The sequence below is a fragment of the Prauserella muralis genome, assembly GCF_003202285.1.
GTDB classification, from domain to species: Bacteria; Actinomycetota; Actinomycetes; order Mycobacteriales; family Pseudonocardiaceae; genus Prauserella_B; species Prauserella_B muralis.
The window spans coordinates 789,491-804,784 of sequence record NZ_MASW01000005.1 but is presented as its reverse complement, the minus strand read 5'-3'; the positions used below and the strand labels follow the sequence as shown (position 1 = coordinate 804,784).

The following is a 15,294-nucleotide window of genomic DNA, read 5'->3' as shown; positions in this document are numbered from 1 at the left end:
GCCACCATGAGATTCAGCTACGTCATGCTTCCCGACTATCCACTCGCCGAGAGCATCGAGTCGATCACACTGGCCGACGAGCTCGGCTACTACGCCGCCTATGCGGCGGACGAGACCTGGCACAAGGACATGTGGCTGCTGTTCGCGGCGGCCGCGGACAAGACGACGAACATCCGGTTCGGTCCGAGCCTGTCACCGATCGCGCTGCGGGAGCCGACGCTGATCTGCCAGGCCGCCGCCACGCTCGACGAGCTCACCGGCGGCCGCGCCGAGTGCGTCATCTCCAGCGGCAACTTCGGCCTGCTCGCCCAGTACGGCATCGACTGGACGACGACGAAACCGCTGTCCAGGGTCAAGGAGGCGCATCAGGTGATGCGCACCTTCCTGGATGACGGAGCCATCACGTTCGAGGGCGAGTTCTACACCTACTCGGGCCTGTTCAGCTTCGCGCGCCCGGTGCAGGACCGGCTGCCGCTCAAGCTCGGGGCGATGCGTGGGCCCAAGTCGTTCCAGGCCGCCGGCGAGCTCTCCGACGGCGTGCACCACGCCCTGAGCTACACGAGGAAGGCCTACGACTACGTCGTGGAGAACGTCAGGATCGGCGCCGAGCGGGCGGGCCGGGACTGGCGTTCGCTGGACATCGGTGCCTGGGTGGTGTTCGCGACGGGCGAGGACGGCGAGGCCGCCAAGCAGGCCGCCCGCGCCATGGTGGGCCTCTACGCCTCCTCGATGCCCGCCGAACAGCTGCAGCGCAACGACGTGCCGCCGGAGTCGCTGGAGGACATCATCGCCGCGGTCGGGGCGGGCGATCTGAAGCGGGCCTATGAGCTGACCCCGCCCGAGCTGGCCGAGAAACTCTCCATCGCGGGCACCCCGCAGGAGTGCGCCGACAAGATTAACCGCGAGATCGCGCCGAGCGGCGTGAACCACATGATCCTCGCGATCACCGACTCCGCGCTGGTGAAGGCGTTCTCCGGCATGGACCTGCCCGGTGTGCTGAGCATGGCCGAGCAGCTGAGGCTGGTCCACGACAAGGTGATGCCCGCGGTGGGCGCCTGAGTCCGGGGCCGCGCCTCACGCGCAGGGGAACCACTGCGCGGCCTCGTCGGCGCGGGCCCGGTACTCGGCGAAGCGCTGGCGTACCCGCGCGATCGCGTCGGCCAGCGGGAACAACTCCGTGGTCACCAGCTGGTCGTCGTGGTCGGCGGCGACGGGATGCCAGTAGACGCCGTCGGCGGTGACGGTGATCTCCGGAATCAGCGAGTCCACGGTGAGCTCCACACCGGCCTCGGCGACGCCGCGCCGGGCGAGGGTCCGCACGAGCTGGTCCTCGCGGGCGATGCCCAGCTCGTCGAGGAACGCGTGGAACGGCGCCAGCGCGCCGTCGTGCCCCGCGGGCAGGGTCGCGGCGACGCGCACCCGGAAGCCCTCGGCCAGTGCCGTGCGGATCCCGGTGACGGCCCGCTGCCAGGAGCCCGCGCCACGATGCCGGTCGTGCTGGTCCGGGGTGGCCGAGTCCAGGCTCACCTGCAGGGCCAGCCGGTCGCGGTCCATGCGGCGCAGCGCCTCCAGCCTGCGGCCGCGCAGCAGCATCGCGTTGGTCAGCAGCGTGGTCGGCAGCACCGCGGTGCAGGAGGCGGCGAGGTCGGCGATGTCCGGCAGCAGGAACGGCTCGCCCCCGGTCAGCAGCAGTTCGCCGGCCCCGGCTCCGGCAGCCTCCCGCGCCAGCCGGGCGACCCGGTCGGCGCCGAGCGCCCGGCGCGGCGTGCGGGGCGAGGAGCGCACGCAGCAGTAGTCGCACGCCAGGTTGCAGTCGAAGTTGGTGTAGAGCCACACGCGGGTGCCGGGCAGCAGGTGCTCGGGCGGCTCCGGCCTGCGCCCGCGCCGGACGGTGGCGACACCGCCGGAGACGCCGAGGAGCTCGTTGCCGGTGCGCGCGCACCAGTCGGCGACGATGCCCGGATCGGCGTCGCCGAGCGGCACGGTGACGCTCGCGCCCGCGGCGACCGCACCGACCCGCTCCACGAGGTCCAGCAGGATCCTCACCATCGCGCCGGGATCCCCTGCTCGCGAACCGCCTCGAACAGGGACGCGTAGCCGTCCAGCTGCGGCGGCACCCACCGGCGCAGTCCCTCCAGTTCGAGGATGCGCCGGTGCCCGGGGTTGTCCCAGTCCATCGCCAGCAACTGCTCGACCCACGGCCGGGCCCGCTCGTCGCTCAGCGCCGGCAGCGCGGTGAAGTTGCAGTGGGAGTACGGCGGTGAGGTCCAGACCGCCTCGAAGCCGCCGGGCATCAGCTCGCCCGCGCCGATCGCGTCCCAGGTGTTGCCGCCGATCGCCGCCGCGTCGGCCCGGTCCTCCAGCACCGCGCGCAGTGCGTCCAGCTCGCTGCGGCCGGTGTCGCCGTGCTTGCCGACATCGCTGTTGATCCGCACCAGCTCCACGTCGTCCTCGCCGAGCCCCGCGCGGCGCAGGTAGTACACGGGCAGGATCGCCGCCTGCGCGGAGTCCTTCGAGCCCAGGGCCAGCCGCTTGCCGCGCAGCTTCTCCAGCCCGCCGAGCGCGCTGCCCGCGCGGGCCACGAACACGGTGCGGAACACCGTGTCGGTGTCGCGCATCGCCAGCGCCCGGCACGCGCCTCCGGTGCGCTGCACGGTGCGCACCCACGCGAGGTTGGTGTTCCACGCGATGTCGATGGCACCGTCGAGGAGTGCCTCGACCTGCCGCCCGTAGTTGGAGAACAGCACGAAGTCCATCTCGGCGGGACCGTCGGCGAAGTAGTCCCGCATGCCCTCCCAGATCGGCACGACGTTCGGTGTGTAGGCGACGGCGCCCACCAGCAGCGGCCTGGTCACGACCGGCTCCCTTCGAACAGCGGCAGGCCGGTGAGTGCCTTGCCGTAGAAGTCGTACAGTGCGTCGGCGGTGGGTGCCATCACGTGGCCGGCGCGGGCGTCGCGGAAGTAGCGGTCGATGCGCAGGTGCTCGGCGAACGCGGCGCCGCCGCACACCCGCATGGCCGAGTCGGTGATGCGCAGGGCGGCGTCGTTGGCGGCCGCCTTGACGCCGAGGACGTGCAGCATCGTGTCCTCGGCGGGCGCGGCGAGCCGGTCCGCCGCCCGGTCGAGGTAGGCCCGCGTGCTCGCGAGGTCGATCGACATCCTGGCCAGCTGCGCGCGGATGGTGGGCAGGTCCGCGAGGGACTCGCCGAGGTGCTCGAACCGCGCCGCGCTCGCGTGCCGCACGGCCGCGTCCACGGCCGCGCCCGCCAGCCCAGCCGACACCGCCGCGTTGCCGAGGTTGAACCACGGCAGCACGGTGTTGAGCATCAGGTCGAGCCCGCCGCCCCGCTCACCCAGCCGGTAGCCCGCGGGGACCTCGGTGTCGAGGTCCATCGGTGCGGAGGCGTTGCCCCGCAGGCCGAGCCCGCGCCACGGCCCGGACACGGTCATCCCCGCACCGTTCGCGGGCAGCGCGAGCACGTCCACCGTCTCCGCGCCCGGCGTCAGCGTGGAGGTGACGTAGACGTCGGCGTGGCCTGCCGAGGTGACGAAGCTCTTGCGGGCGCGCACGCGCACCGTCTCGCCGTGCTGCTCGGCCCGCGACACCGGCGCCCAGAACTGCGAGCGCGAGCCCGCCTCGGAGAACGCCAGCGACGCGAGCACCTTGCCCGCCGCCAGGTCGGCGACCAGCGTCGGCAGGCCCGGTGGCGGCGCCGCGGCGACCGGCATGGCGGCGCTGACGTGCATGAGATAGATCATCGCCGTCGAGCCGCACACGCCCGCCAGCGCCGTGACGACCTCGACCAGGTCGTGTGGTCCGCCGCCGAGGCCGCCTGCCTCGGCGGGCAGGGTGAGCCCGAGCAGCCCGGAGTCGCGCAGCGCCGACACGGCCTCGTCGGGGAACCTCCCCTCGGAGTCCACCTCGGACGCGGCCTTGGCGGCCACCGTGAGCACGGGATCGAGTCGTTCGGCAAGCTCCATCGGCAGTGTCCTTTCAGGTCGGATGTGTGTCGTCAGCGGCGGCGCGCCAGGCCCACCGCGAGCAGGCCGGCTCCGAAGCCGGCGAGCAGCGCGACGGTCGAGCCGTTGCCCGCCAGCCAGTTGGTGTCCCGGCCCGCCTGCAGCAGTTGCACCACGGCCGCACCCGCGAACCCGGCACCCGCGGCGAAGGTGAGCAGCCTGCTCCGCAGCGCACCGGCGACCACCGCGAGCGCTCCGAGGGCCAGCACGACGTACAGGCCCGCATCCTGGAGCTGCACGAAGTCGGTACGGCCGTGCGAACCGGGACTCAGCGCGAACACGGTGCAGAGCAGCGCACCGATGCCCAGCGCCAGCGGGGCCCGGGCGGCCCGCCCGGTGGCCAGAGCCCCGTCGACGCCGAACGCGTGGCCCGCCGCGCTGGTCAGCAGGGCGAGGTGGGCCAGGAACATCAGGTAGAAGGACCAGTGCCACTCGTGGGGCGCGTTGAGCACCGACAGCGTGATCACCAGGGTCTGCCCCAGGCCGACGACGGCCCAGAACCGGGTGAACAGGCCGACGAGCAGGAACGCGCCGAGCGCGGCCTCCACCAGGAGCGTGACCCAGCCGAAGAAGGTGAAGTTCGGCAGGACCACGTGCTCGACGAGCCACGCGTACGGTCCCCACACCGGCCGGTCGACCGCGAACCGGGTGAAGTGGTACAGGCCTCCGCCGCCCGCCTCCCCGAAGGTCGGCGGCACTTTCCACGCGGCGTTCTGGATCCACAGGAACGCGACACCGATGCGCAGTACGGCGGGCAGCCACCGCACGGAGCCGCGCAGGGTGCGGGCGCCGTCACGGGGTGCCGCGGTCGTTGCGTCCATGTGCTCGATGCAAGTCCACTGCGCACCGGAGCACAACGGGATCCGGCCTTACGGATTTCTGACGAGCCCCCGCGGAGCCTGCGGCGACGAGAAACAAAAAAAAAGGGGGAGCGCGCGCTCCCTCCCACTCTCAACTTATAGCGCACCCCGGGGCTTGCGGCAAGACCCCGGTGATGCCGCAGAATCGGTCGGCCGAAGGGAAGACCCACGAAAGGGAGTCGTGGGAATCGACACGTGACGGGCAACAAAAAATCGGCGTGCCATTCGAGAAGAATGAACGACCGCCGAATCCGATTTCAGTTTAGGCGCTGCGAGGGGAATGTGTCAACTCAGGGGTACGACGGGGAACTGCGGTCCGAGCGACGCTACGTCGCCGGGCTCTACGCGCGGCTCGACGCCGAACGCGCACGGGTGAAGGAGGAGTACGACGCGGCGTTGCGGAGCAAGGACGAGACGCCCGTGCAACGCGACGTCGAGGTCCACGCGCGGGCCAGGGAGATGAGGCGGCTGGACGTGGCCGACAGCGGGCTGTGCTTCGGCCGGCTGGACAGCCTGTCCGGCGAGCGCCGCTACGTCGGCCGCATCGGCCTCGCCGACGAGGAGAACGACTACGAGCCGCTGCTGCTCGACTGGCGGGCGCCCGCGGCGCGGCCGTTCTACACCGCCACCGGAGCGAACCCGGAGAACCTGCGCCTGCGCCGCCAGTTCCATTCGGCAGGGCGGCACCTGGTCGACTTCACCGACGAGGTCTTCGGCAGGCCGACCGGCGACGAGCGAGGGGATGCGGCCCTGCTCGCGGCGGTCAACGCGCCCCGCGGGGACGGAATGCGCGACATCGTGGCCACGATCCAGGCCGAGCAGGACGAGATCATTCGGCTCGACCACCCGGGCGTGCTGGTGATCGAGGGCGGTCCGGGCACCGGCAAAACCGTGGTGGCGCTGCACCGCGTCGCCTACCTGCTCTACACCCAGCGCGAGCGGATGGAACGCCACGGGGTGCTGGTGGTCGGGCCGAACCCAGCGTTCCTGCACCACATCGGCCGCGTGCTGCCGTCGCTGGGCGAGACCGACGTGGTGTTCATGACGCCCGGTGACCTCGTGCCCGGCCTGCACGTCACCGCCGAGGACGAGCCGGAGGCGGCGCGGCCGAAGGGCTCGCTGCGGATTCTGGACGTGCTCGCGGCCGCGATCGCCGACCGGCAACGGCTGCCGGAGCACCCGCTGCCGATCACGCTGGGCGGCGTCACGATGCGCATCGACGCCGAGACCGCGGAGTGGGCCGTCGAGGAGGCGCGGGCGAGCGGTCTGCCGCACAACGAGGCCCGCGCGGTGTTCACCGAGATCGTCACCTACGTCCTCACCGAGCGGGCGATCGCGCGGATCGGCCGGGGCTGGCTGACCCGGGCCGACCGCGACGCCTGGGAGCAGCTGCGGTCGGAGCTGCTCACCGAGCTGGCGGGAAGCGACACCTTCGCCGCCGCGCTCGACGAGCTCTGGCCCATCCTGACGCCGGAGACACTGCTGGCCGAGCTGTACGAATCGCCCGAACGGCTGCGGGCGGCCGGCGCCGACCGGGGGCTGTGGCGGGCGGACGGCGCCGCCTGGACGGTGTCGGACGTGCCGCTGCTCGACGAGCTGGCCGAGCTGCTCGGCCGCGACACGGTGGCGGAGAAGGCCGCCGAGCAGGCCGCCGAGCGGGAGCGCAGGGACGAGGCGTCCTACGCCGCCGGAGTGCTGGACCTCCTGAGGCTGGATCACGAGGAGATGGACGAGGACGTCCTCGTGCGCGCCGACGACCTGCTCCACGCCGGGGCGCTGGCCGAGCGGTTCGTCGAGCGCGACACCCGGACGCTGGCCGAGCGGGCCGCCGCGGACCGGAGCTGGACGTACCGGCACATCGTCGTCGACGAGGCCCAGGAGCTGTCCGACATGGACTGGCGGGTGCTGATGCGGCGCTGTCCCGGCCGCTCGTTCACGGTGGTCGGCGATCTCGCCCAGCGCCGGTCGGCAGCCGGAGCGACCTCGTGGGCCGCGATGCTGGAGCCCTACGTGCCCGGGCGCTGGCTCTACCGGTCGCTGTCGGTGAACTACCGCACGCCCGCGGAGATCATGGCCGTCGCCGCCGGAGTGCTCGCCGAGTTCGCACCCGGGCTGCAGCCGCCCGAGTCGGTCCGCTCCTGTGGGGTGCCGCCCTGGTCCCGCCAGGTCACCGAGGACGAGCTGCCCGCCGCCATCGAGGAGTTCGTCCGGGAAGAGGCCGAGCGTGAGGGCACCAGCGTCGTGATCGGGCCGCCGGGGACACCGGGCGCGGTGACGCCCGCACAGACGAAGGGCCTGGAGTTCGACGCGGTCCTGGTCGTGGAACCGATGAGGATCCTCACCCGGAGCCCGCGCGGCGCCGCCGAGCTCTACGTCGCCCTCACCCGAGCCACGCAGCGCCTGGGAGTCCTGCACCAGGGCCCCCTTCCGGAGGCGCTGACCGGACTCGTCGCGAGGACGCCCGCCGACGCCGGGAACCGCCGGTGACGGGCGTGCCCGCGCCGGGAGGCTCCCGTGGGATACTCCTCGCCACGTCCCGCACCACGGTGGCGCCGAACGTCGATGGGGGTTGGATGCTGGTCCAGCAGCTACAGGCACTGCAGCAGTTCCACGTGCACCAGAAGATCACGATGATGGTGAACCGGTACGAGGTGTTCGCCGACGACGGCCACGGCGAGCCGGGGCAGCTCGTCGCCTTCGTGGAGCAGAAGCGCATGGCCTTCAGGGAACACGTCACCCTCTACACCGATCAGAGCAAGCAGGCGGTGCTCGGCACCTTCAAGGCACGCAAGGTGATCGACCTGGCCAGCGCCTACGACGTGACCGACGCCGAAGGGCGGTCGCTGGGCTACTTCGGCAAGAAGTTCGGCAAGTCGCTGCTGCGCTCCACGTGGCAGCTCGACCAGCCCGGCGCCGAGCCGGTGGACATCAGCGAGCGGAGCATGGCCATGGCGCTGTTCCGCCGCGCCTGGGACTTCCTGCCGTGGGTCGGCGACCTGCCGTTTCCGTGGATGTATCACTTCGACTTCGTCCGCGGCGCCGAGACCGTCGCGGTGTTCGAGAAGAAGACCCGCTTCCGCGACCACTACCGCCTCCGCATCGACGATCCTGCGCTGGACCGCAGGCTGCTGCTCGCCCAGGCCATCGCGCTGGACGCGCTGCAGTCCCGCTGAGCCGGGCCAGGGTGGGTGCGCGGCTCCCAGGGTGAGCGTGCCCTGGTCCCTGCCGGCGGCGCGGCCGATGCTGGAGCCATGACCAAGGGCAAGGACAGCGCACCGCACCCGTTCGTCGGCATGTGGGTCACCGCGGACGGCCACATTCGCCAGGAACTGCGTGCCGACGGCCGCTACGACGAGGCGCGCGGCAACCGGAGGAGTGCCTACACCGGCAGCTACACCGTCACGGGCAACCACATCGACTACGTCGACGACACCGGCTTCACCGCCACCGGCGACGTCCGCGACGGCGTCCTCTACCACGAGCACCTCGTCCTCTACCGGGAGTGAGCCGCCGCCCGGCCCGGGCGTCGAGTCAGGCGCCGTCGGGCGGGTACTCGCCACCGGCCCAGGAGTCCAGCACGATCAGGGTCTTCGTGCTCGTCACCCGGTGGCTGCGGCGGAGCTCGTCGATCGTGCGCTGCAGGTGCGCCATGTCGCGCACCCGCAGCCACACGAGCGCATCCGGGTCGCCCGCGATGGTGAACACGGCCTGCGCCTCGGGCATCCGGGTGGTCGTCTGCACGATCTCGTCGACGTTGGTGGTGCCGAAGAACCGCAGCTCGGTGAACGCCTCGACGCCCCAGCCGAGCTTGGAGTGATCGACCCGCACCGTGTAGCCCAGGATGACGCCCGCCTCCTGCAGCCGGTCGATGCGCCGCTTCACCGCCGCCGTGGACAGCGTGACCCGCGCGGCGATGTCGGAGAGGGTTCGCCGCGCGTCCTCGCGCAGCAGTTCCAGGATCTCCCGGTCGGTCGCGTCCAGCGTCTCGTCACTCATGGCGGCCATTGTCGCGCAACGGATCCGGCTGAGCCGGCCGGGTCACTCACGTTCTTTGCGTCCTGACCGGGGTTTGCCGCGTGGTTGTTGCGCGCGCCGCGCGCCGTCGGCTGAGCTGTGGCCGTCCGGTGACGATGCGACGGCGGTCACACCGGCCGCCGCCGCGAGAAAGGAACGCGTGGCGTGAACTCGTTCAGCCTGGCCGACCGCTATGTCCGCGACGAAGGAGTCGTCTACCTGACCGGGGTGCAGGCCCTCGTGCGGGTGCTGCTCGACCGCATCCGGCACGACCGGCGCGCGGGGCTGGACGCCGCGGGCTTCGTGTCCGGCTACGAGGGCTCACCGCTGGCCGGCTTCGACCTGGAGCTCGCGCGCCGCTCGGAGCTGCTCACCGAGCACGCCATCGTGCACCGGCCGGGGCTCAACGAGGAGCTGGCCGCCACGTCGGTGCTGGGCAGCCAGCTCGCGGCGAGGACGGGCTCCCTGCGCCCGGACGGTGTCACCGGGTTCTGGTACGGCAAGGCGCCCGGGCTCGACCGGGCCGCCGACGCGCTCCGGCACGCCAACCTCGCCGGGACGCATCCGCGCGGCGGCGCCGTCGCCTTCGTCGGCGACGACCCCAACGCCAAGTCGTCGTCGGTGCCCAGCGCCTCGGAACACGTGCTCGCTGACCTGGGAATGCCGGTGTTCTACCCCGCCGACTCGCAGGACATCCTTGACCACGGCCTGCACGCGGTGGAGCTGTCCCGCGCCAGCGGGGTCTGGTCGGCGATGAAGATCGTGGCCAACGTCGCCGACGCGGCCACCACCGCCACGGTCGGCACCTCGTGGACCGCGCCGGAGCTGCCCGACCCGGCCGCCGCGTACGCGCACCGGCCCAGCAGCAGGCTGCTCGGCCCGGAACTGGCCACGCTCGAACACAGTCTCCGCCGGGTGCGGCTGCCGCAGGCCCTCGAGTACGTGCGCGCCAGCGGCGTGAACCGCATCGTGTCGTCCACACCGCGCGACCGGATCGGCCTCGTCGCGGCGGGAAAGTCCTATCTGGACCTGGCCCAGGCACTGCGGGACCTCGGCCTCGACGAGGCGGCGCAGCGGCGCTTCGGCATCCGGGTGCTCAAGCTCGGCGTGATCCACCCCGTCGACCCGGTGATCGTCCGGGAGTTCGCGACTGGCCTCGACGAGATCGTGGTGGTGGAGGAGAAGCGCGGCCTCGTCGAACCCGCGGTCAAGGAGATCCTCTACGGCCGCGCCGGGGCGCCGCCGGTGCACGGCAAGCGCGACGGCGACGGCAGGACGCTGTTCAGCGAGCTGGGTGAGCTGGACCCGGACGTGATCGCGGCCGAGCTCGCCCGCAGGCTGACCGCGCACGGCGAGATCGGCTCGGTCGAGGACTGGCGGCGGCGCAGGCGGCCGGGCCGGATCTCGGTGCCGCTGCTGGCGCGCACGCCGTACTTCTGCTCCGGCTGCCCGCACAACTCCTCGACCAGGACTCCCGACGGCACGCTCGTCGGCGGCGGCATCGGCTGCCACACCATGGCGTTGTTCATGGACCCCGCGCAGGTGGGCGACGTGCTCGGCATCACGCAGATGGGCGGGGAGGGCGCGCAGTGGCTCGGGATGACGCCCTTCGTGGACACCCCGCACCTGGTGCAGAACATCGGCGACGGCACGTTCACCCACTCCGGCAGCCTTGCCGTGCGCGCGGCCGTGGCGGCCGGGGCGAACATCACCTACAAGCTGCTCTACAACTCGGCGGTCGCCATGACCGGCGGCCAGGACGCCGTGGGCACCCAGCCGGTGCCCCGGGTCGCCGAGCTCCTGCTGGCCGAGGGTGCGACCAAGGTCGTCGTCGTCACCGACCAGCCGAAGCGCTACCGTCGCCGTGTCCTGCCGAAGGGCGTCGCGGTGCGGGGCCGGGACGAGCTGCTGCGCACGCAGGAGGAACTGGCCGCCACACCGGGTGTCACCGTGCTCGTCTACGACCAGGAGTGCGCCGCCGAGAAACGGCGCAAGCGACGGCGCGGCACGCTGGACACACCGGCGAGGAGAGTCGTCATCAACGAGCGAGTCTGCGAGGGCTGCGGCGACTGTGGCACCAAGTCCAACTGCCTCTCCGTCCAGCCGGTGGAGACCGAGTTCGGCCGCAAGACCCGCAGTCGTCGTGCAACCTCGACTACTCCTGTGTGGACGGTGACTGCCCTTCGTTCGTCACCGTGGTCCCGAGCGGGCACCCCACGCACCGCGCGCTGCCCGCGCTCGGCGCCTCGGACCTGCCCGAGCCGCCCCCGGCACGCGGCGGCGACGTCGCCGTCCGGATCACCGGCATCGGCGGCACCGGGGTGGTGACCGTCGCCCAGATCCTCGCCACCGCGGCCGTGGTCGACGGCAAGGCCGTCCGGACGCTCGACCAGACCGGTCTGGCGCAGAAGGGCGGCGCCGTCGTCTCCGACGTCAAGATCACCGAACGCCCCGTGGCGCAGGCGCCGAAACTGGCGGCGGGGGAGTGCGACCTGTACCTGGCCTGCGATGCGCTCGTCGCCACCGACCCGGCGCACCTCGCGGCGACCGACCCCGGGCGCACCGTCGCCGTCGTGTCGACCTCCGAGGTGCCGACCGGCAGGATGATCGTCGATCCCGCCGTGTCGTTCCCGCAGCCGTCGGCCATCTCCTCCGCGCTCGACGCGGCCACCGCCCGCGCCTCCTACCTCGACGCCAGGGGGATGGCCGAGACGCTGTTCGGCGACGACCAGTTCGCCAACCTGCTCCAGCTCGGCGCCGCCTACCAGAGCGGTGCCCTCGGCGTGAGCGCGAGGGCGATCGAGACGGCGATCGAGCTCAACGGCGCCGCCGTGGAGACCAACCTCCAGGCGTTCCGGCGGGGGCGGCAGCTCGCGGCCGACCCGGACGCGCTGGCCGCCGAGCTGGCCGCACCGGCAAGCGGGGACGGCGAGGTGCCGGGAGCCGATGTGGCAGCGGTCCGCAGCGTGCGGGCGCTGGTGCGGGCGGAGCAGGGCAGCGAGCTGGCCCGCCTGCTCGACGTCCGGATCCCGGAGCTGATCGCCTACCAGAACGAGCGCTATGCCCGCGACTACGCCGAGACGGTCGAGCACGTGCGCGCCCGGCTCGGCGGCGGCGCGGTCACCGAGGCCGTCGCCCGCAACCTCTACAAGCTCATGGCCTACAAGGACGAGTACGAGGTCGCGCGACTGTCGCTGGACCCGCGGCTGACCGCCGACCTGGAAGCGCGGTTCGGCGCCGGGTCGCGCTACGCCTTCCACCTGCACCCTCCGGTGCTGCGGGCGCTCGGCCTGCGCCGCAAGCTGCGCCTCGGCCGCGGCGTCCGGCCGGTGCTGCGCCTGCTGCGTGCCGCGCGCGTGCTGCGCGGCACCCGGCTCGACGTGTTCGGCTACGCCCGGGTCCGCAGGGCCGAGCGGGAGCTCATCGCCGAGTACCGCGACGCCGTGCTGCGCGGCATCGAGGCACTGCCTGCCGACGACCCGGCTCTGGTCGAGCTGGCCGAGCTGCCGGACCTGGTCCGGGGCTACGAGGACATCAAGCTGGACGCCGTCGCGGCCTACCGCAGGCGGCAGGCCGAGCTGCTGCCCGCGGCGGAATCCGCCGCCGCGGGTGCCGGTAGGTTCGGGGCATGACGACAGAGCCCAGGTCGGTGCGCATCGAGCGAGTGGCCCCCGGACGGTACGTGGCACACAACGAGCGGGGCGGCACGATCGCGCTCGGAGGCGACGACTTCAGCCCGGTCGAGCTGCTGCTCGCCGCGATCGGCGGCTGCACGGCCATCGACACCGACGTGGCGACCAGCAGGCGGACCGAGCCGGCCTCGTTCACGGTGACGGTCAGCGGGGACAAGGTGTCGGACCGGGAGTCGGGCAACCGGATGGAGAACCTCAGCGTGTCGTTCGACGTGCGGTTCCCCGAGGGCGAGCAGGGTGACGCGGCACGCGCGATGCTGCCCCGCACGGTCGCCCTGTCGCACGACAAGCTCTGCACGGTCAGCCGCACGGTCGAGCTCGGCACGCCGGTCCGGACGGTCATCGAGTAGCCGCGGCGCCGTGCCACGCGCGCGGCTCGCCGGTGGTGACCCGCCCCGGGGGCGGCGTGGCGCCGGCGAGTGGGCGCAGCCGCCCGGCGCGCACGCCGTTGCCGATGACGAAGACCTCGGCGAGCTCGTGGATGAACACCACGGTGGCCAGGCCGAGGACGCCGAGCGCGGCCAGCGGCACCAGCGCGAGCACGATCGCCGCCGACAGCGCGATGTTCTGCAGCATGATGCCGCGCGCCCGGCGTGTGTGCGCCAGTGCCTGTGGCAGGTGCCGCAGGTCGGTGCCGAGCAGCGCGACGTCGGCGGTCTCCACGGCGACGTCGGTGCCCATGGCGCCCATGGCGATGCCCACGTCGGCGGTGGCCAGTGCCGGCGCGTCGTTGACGCCGTCGCCGACCATGGCGACCGGGCCGCGATGCCGGCCGCGCAGCCGCTCGACGAGCTCCGCCTTGTCCTGCGGGCGGAGCTCGGCGTGGACCTCGGCGATGCCCGCCTCGGCGGCGAGCGCGGTGGCGGTGCGCGTGTTGTCACCGGTCAGCATGGTCACGCGCACCCCGGTCGCGCCGAGGGAGCGGACCGCCTCCGCGGCCTCGGGGCGCAGGTCGTCGCGGACACCGATGACGCCGAGCACCGTGGTGCCGTGCTCGACGACCGCCACCGTCGCCCCGGCGTCCTGCAGCCGGGTGACCTCCGGCTCCAGCGGTCCCGGAGCGAGCCAGGTGGGCTTGCCGAGCCGTGCGGCGGTCCCGGCGACGGTGCCCCGCAGCCCGGCGCCGGGCACGGTCGTGACGTCCCGTGCCGGTGCGGGTTCCGGCGCGGCGGCAAGGATGGCGGTGGCCAGCGGGTGCTCGCTGCGGGCTTCCAGCGCGGCGGCGACGGCGAGCACCTGACGCGCCTCGGTGCCCTCGGCGGGCACGACCTCCACGACGGCGGGGGAGTTGCGGGTGAGGGTGCCGGTCTTGTCCAGCGCCACGGTGCGCACGGCGCCCAGGGTTTCCAGCGCGGCTCCGCCCTTGACGAGGACGCCGAGCCGGGTGGCCGCGCCGACGGCGGCGATCACGGTGACCGGTACCGAGATGGCCAGCGCACACGGCGCGGCGGCGACGAGCACCACGAGGGAACGCTCGAGCCAGGAGGCCGGATCGCCGAACAGCGCGCCGAGACCCGCCACGAGTGCGGCGAGCACCATGACCCCCGGCACCAGCGGCCGTGAGATGCGGTCGGCGATGCGCTGCCGGGCTCCCTTGCGCTGCTGGGCGTCCTCGACCGTGCGCACCACCTTGGCCAGTGAGTTGTCGGCCACGGTCGCGGTGGCCTCGACCGTGAGCACGCCGTTGCCGTTGATGGAGCCCGCGAACACCTCCGTGCCGGGGCCGACCTCGACGGGCATCGACTCACCGGTGATCGCGGAGGTGTCGACGCCAGAGCGGCCCTCGACGACGACCCCGTCGCTGGCCACCCGTTCCCCTGCCCGCACGAGCATCCGGTCGCCGACGCGCAGCTCCTCGGGGGCGAGGACGGTCTCGCGGCCGCCGCGCAGCACCATGACCCGCTCCGGCACGAGCGCGAGCAGCGCCCGCAGTCCCCGCCGGGTGCGGGCGAGCGAGTAGTCCTCCAGCGCCTCGCTGATGGAGAACAGGAACGCCAGCATCGCCGCCTCGGCCACCTGGCCCAGCACGAGCGCGCCGGCCAGCGCGATCGTCATCAGGGTGCCGACGCCGATGCGGCGCCGCCACAACGCACGCAGGGTGCCGGGCACGAAGGTCACGCCGCCTGCCGCGGCGGCCAGCGCGTGCAGCACCAGCTCGGCGGTGGGCGCACCGAGCAGGCCCGCCGCGAAGCCGCCACCCGCGAGCAGCCCGGCCGCCGCCGCGAGCCGCACCTCGCGCACCTGCCACAGCGGCCGCGGCCGGTCCTCGTGCTCGTCCTCGTGTCCGGGGGCGTCGGGCCGGGGAGCGTCGGCGCCGCAGCAGTCCGCGCTCATACCGGGTCCACCTCCGCGACGGGTGTGGTGAGCGCGGCCAGCAGCTGCCGCCCGGAGGGCTCCAGCCGGTACATGACGAGCTTGCCGTCGCGGCGGGAGGCGACCAGGCCCGCCGCGCGCAGCTGCCGCAGGTGGTGCGACACCAGGCCCTGCGAGGAGCCGACGATCCAGGCCAGGTCGCACACGCACAGCTCCTCGCCCGCGTGCAGCGCGTGGGCGATCCGCAGCCGGGTCGGATCGCCCAGCGCGCGCATCCGGGTGGCCTGCCGGTCGAGTGCGTTCGCCGCGGGCAGCGCCGTGCGCAGGCCCTCGGCGTGGTCGAGGTCGATACACAGCAGCTCACACCGGTCATCGCTCATATCGTCAAACTAAC

General features: G+C 72.9%; 12 protein-coding genes and 1 pseudogene. 6 read left to right on the top strand and 7 right to left on the bottom strand.

Features of this window, described 5'->3' with window-relative positions; genetic code table 11:
* The first annotated feature begins 6 nt into the window (after window positions 1-6).
* Window positions 7-1,059: an LLM class flavin-dependent oxidoreductase gene (locus BAY60_RS24605; protein WP_112283379.1), complete on the top strand. Its 1,053-nt coding sequence runs from the start codon at window positions 7-9 to the stop codon at window positions 1,057-1,059.
* A 15-nt stretch (window positions 1,060-1,074) separates the two neighbouring features.
* Here BAY60_RS24605 and BAY60_RS24600 read toward each other — a convergent pair whose 3' ends face one another.
* The 4 genes from BAY60_RS24600 to BAY60_RS38060 are packed head-to-tail and all read right to left on the bottom strand — an operon-like array spanning window position 1,075 to window position 4,842.
* Window positions 1,075-2,049: an Rv1681 family radical SAM protein gene (locus BAY60_RS24600; protein ID WP_112283378.1), complete on the bottom strand. Its 975-nt coding sequence runs from the start codon at window positions 2,047-2,049 to the stop codon at window positions 1,075-1,077.
* Window positions 2,043-2,855, bottom strand: coding sequence for an Rv1680 family SBP-like protein (locus tag BAY60_RS24595; protein WP_112283377.1), 813 nt, complete (start codon window positions 2,853-2,855; stop codon window positions 2,043-2,045). The genes BAY60_RS24600 and BAY60_RS24595 overlap by 7 nt, the downstream gene beginning before the upstream one ends.
* Window positions 2,852-3,982 carry an Rv1679 family acyl-CoA dehydrogenase gene (gene fadE16, locus BAY60_RS24590; RefSeq protein ID WP_112283376.1) on the bottom strand — a complete coding sequence of 377 codons (1,131 nt, stop codon included), beginning with the start codon at window positions 3,980-3,982 and terminating at the stop codon, window positions 2,852-2,854. Before fadE16 ends, BAY60_RS24595 begins: the two co-directional genes overlap by 4 nt.
* 32 nt (window positions 3,983-4,014) lie before the next feature.
* A complete protein-coding gene (locus BAY60_RS38060) occupies window positions 4,015-4,842 on the bottom strand; it encodes an Rv1678 family membrane protein (RefSeq protein ID WP_112283375.1) in 828 nt (275 codons plus the stop codon).
* A gap of 321 nt (window positions 4,843-5,163) precedes the next feature.
* Between BAY60_RS38060 and helR the strand changes: the two genes are divergently transcribed.
* The 3 genes from helR to BAY60_RS24570 all read left to right on the top strand — a co-directional run bounded on the left by helR (window position 5,164) and on the right by BAY60_RS24570 (window position 8,387).
* Complete coding sequence (helR, locus tag BAY60_RS24580) at window positions 5,164-7,368, top strand: RNA polymerase recycling motor ATPase HelR (RefSeq protein WP_211330437.1); 2,205 nt, start codon at window positions 5,164-5,166, stop codon at window positions 7,366-7,368.
* A gap of 86 nt (window positions 7,369-7,454) precedes the next feature.
* On the top strand, window positions 7,455-8,054 hold the full coding sequence (locus BAY60_RS24575; RefSeq protein ID WP_112283374.1) for an LURP-one-related family protein: 600 nt from the start codon (window positions 7,455-7,457) through the stop codon (window positions 8,052-8,054).
* 78 nt (window positions 8,055-8,132) lie between these two features.
* Window positions 8,133-8,387, top strand: coding sequence for an Atu4866 domain-containing protein (locus BAY60_RS24570; RefSeq protein ID WP_112283373.1), 255 nt, complete (start codon window positions 8,133-8,135; stop codon window positions 8,385-8,387).
* 25 nt (window positions 8,388-8,412) lie between these two features.
* On the opposite strand, the gene BAY60_RS24565 is transcribed toward BAY60_RS24570, so the two are convergent.
* The gene (locus tag BAY60_RS24565) at window positions 8,413-8,877 is read right to left on the bottom strand and encodes an Lrp/AsnC family transcriptional regulator (RefSeq protein ID WP_112283595.1); all 465 of its coding nucleotides are present in this window, start codon (window positions 8,875-8,877) and stop codon (window positions 8,413-8,415) included.
* Between the two features lie 183 nt (window positions 8,878-9,060).
* Here BAY60_RS24565 and BAY60_RS24560 point away from each other — a divergent pair.
* Window positions 9,061-12,527 (top strand): annotated as a pseudogene (locus tag BAY60_RS24560) (indolepyruvate ferredoxin oxidoreductase family protein).
* The gene (locus BAY60_RS24555; protein WP_112283372.1) at window positions 12,524-12,937 is read left to right on the top strand and encodes an OsmC family protein; all 414 of its coding nucleotides are present in this window, start codon (window positions 12,524-12,526) and stop codon (window positions 12,935-12,937) included. Before BAY60_RS24560 ends, BAY60_RS24555 begins: the two are co-directional and overlap by 4 nt.
* On the opposite strand, the gene BAY60_RS24550 is transcribed toward BAY60_RS24555, so the two are convergent.
* Window positions 12,927-14,921, bottom strand: coding sequence for a heavy metal translocating P-type ATPase (locus BAY60_RS24550; protein WP_112283371.1), 1,995 nt, complete (start codon window positions 14,919-14,921; stop codon window positions 12,927-12,929). The two genes, BAY60_RS24555 and BAY60_RS24550, sit on opposite strands and share 11 nt — an antisense overlap.
* The gene (locus tag BAY60_RS24545; RefSeq protein WP_112283370.1) at window positions 14,918-15,280 is read right to left on the bottom strand and encodes an ArsR/SmtB family transcription factor; all 363 of its coding nucleotides are present in this window, start codon (window positions 15,278-15,280) and stop codon (window positions 14,918-14,920) included. The genes BAY60_RS24550 and BAY60_RS24545 overlap by 4 nt, the downstream gene beginning before the upstream one ends.
* Between the last annotated feature and the right edge of the window lie 14 nt (window positions 15,281-15,294).

Coding starts and splice junctions, on each gene's coding strand:
- BAY60_RS24570 (WP_112283373.1), top strand. CDS start 8,133: ATGACCAAGGGCAAGGACAGCGCACCGCACCCGTTCGTCGGCATGTGG.
- BAY60_RS24565 (WP_112283595.1), bottom strand. CDS start 8,877: ATGAGTGACGAGACGCTGGACGCGACCGACCGGGAGATCCTGGAACTG.
- BAY60_RS24600 (WP_112283378.1), bottom strand. CDS start 2,049: ATGGTGAGGATCCTGCTGGACCTCGTGGAGCGGGTCGGTGCGGTCGCC.
- fadE16 (WP_112283376.1), bottom strand. CDS start 3,982: ATGGAGCTTGCCGAACGACTCGATCCCGTGCTCACGGTGGCCGCCAAG.
- BAY60_RS38060 (WP_112283375.1), bottom strand. CDS start 4,842: ATGGACGCAACGACCGCGGCACCCCGTGACGGCGCCCGCACCCTGCGC.
- BAY60_RS24605 (WP_112283379.1), top strand. CDS start 7: ATGAGATTCAGCTACGTCATGCTTCCCGACTATCCACTCGCCGAGAGC.
- BAY60_RS24555 (WP_112283372.1), top strand. CDS start 12,524: ATGACGACAGAGCCCAGGTCGGTGCGCATCGAGCGAGTGGCCCCCGGA.
- BAY60_RS24550 (WP_112283371.1), bottom strand. CDS start 14,921: ATGAGCGCGGACTGCTGCGGCGCCGACGCTCCCCGGCCCGACGCCCCC.
- BAY60_RS24575 (WP_112283374.1), top strand. CDS start 7,455: ATGCTGGTCCAGCAGCTACAGGCACTGCAGCAGTTCCACGTGCACCAG.
- BAY60_RS24545 (WP_112283370.1), bottom strand. CDS start 15,280: ATGAGCGATGACCGGTGTGAGCTGCTGTGTATCGACCTCGACCACGCC.